Consider the following 1,318-nt stretch of genomic DNA (forward strand, 5'->3'; position numbering starts at 1 on the left):
TGCGGTCTGCTCCAGCGAGCTGGCCTGCTCCTCGGTGCGCGAGGACAGGTCATGGTTGCCGGCCGCGATCTGGCCCGAGGCCGTGGCGATGGTGTCGGTGCCGGCACGCACCTCGCCCACCACGCGGGCCAGGTTGTCGCGCATCCCCTTGATCGAGTGCAGCAGGCTCGCGCTGTCGTCTTTCCTGAGCTCGATCGGCACCGTCAGGTCGCCCTGCGCGATGCGTTGCGTGATGCCGGCCGTCTGCGCCGGCTCGCCGCCCAGCTGCCTGAGAAGGCCGCGCGAGATCACCCAGCCGATCGCAAGCAGCAGGGCCGCCAGGACCAGGGCGCAGATCGAAAAGCCGATCAGCCGGTTCAGGATCGTCGTGTGGACCGTGTCCACGTACACGCCCGAACCGATGATCCAGCCCCAGGGCTTGAAGCCCTTGACGTAGGACACCTTGGGCACCGGCTTGTCGCTGCCCGGCTTGGCCCACAGGTAGGACACGAATCCGGCCTCGCTGGCCTTGACGGTGTTCACGAACTCGACGAAGAGCTGCTTGCCGGTCGCATCCTTGTTGCCCGAGAGGTCCTTGTTGTCCAGCGCCGGGTTGATCGGATGCATGACCATGCGCGGCTCCATGTCATTGATCCAGAAGTACTCGCTGCCGCTGTAGCGCAGGCCGCGGATCGCCTGCATGGCCTGCTGCTTCGCCTGCTCTTCGCTCAGCGTGCCGTTGGCCGACAAGGCGTGGTAGTGGGCGAGCAGGCCATGCGCGCTTTCCACCACCTGGCGCACGCTGCTCTGCCGCTCATCCATGATGAGCTTGCGCTCGGAAGCCAGGAACAAGGCCGTCAGCACGACCACGCCGGCGATGGCGCTGAAGGTGAGCAGGCCAAGTTTCTTGGCGATGCTCAGGGAGCGGAGATTCAAGAAATCGAACATGGGCGGGCCTTCGAGGTGATTGCTTGTGCGGTACTGCCTATGACTTATCGGCAGCTTCTCGCCAGTCTTGAAGGCGTGGCTCTAAATTCGACGGATGCAGCGGCGTGCGGCCATCGGTGTCGAGCCTGAACACGCTCACCGCCTCGACGAGGTTGCCGGCCTGCTCCTGCATCGACTGCGCCGCAGCCGCCGCCTCTTCCACCAGCGCCGCGTTCTGCTGCGTCACCTGGTCCATCTGCGTGATCGCCTGGTTGATCTGCTCGATGCCCTGCGTCTGCTCGTGGCTCGCTGCCGTGATCTCGCCGATGATGTCGGTCACGCGCTTCACGCTGCCCACGATCTCTTCCATCGTCTTGCCGGCTTCGCCCACCAGCGCACTGCCGGCGTCCAC

General features: G+C 65.4%; 2 protein-coding genes. Both read right to left on the reverse strand.

What is annotated here, in order from left to right:
* Positions 1-927 (reverse strand): cache domain-containing protein (locus tag EJI01_RS28300; RefSeq protein ID WP_185879113.1); only part of this gene is annotated, 927 nt, incomplete at its 3' end.
* Positions 928-964: 37 nt separating this feature from the next.
* On the reverse strand, positions 965-1,318 hold a 354-nt coding region (locus tag EJI01_RS28305), incomplete at its 5' end, for a methyl-accepting chemotaxis protein (RefSeq protein WP_260602744.1).

Source organism: Variovorax sp. MHTC-1 (genome assembly GCF_003984645.1).
GTDB lineage: Bacteria > Pseudomonadota > Gammaproteobacteria > Burkholderiales > Burkholderiaceae_C > Variovorax.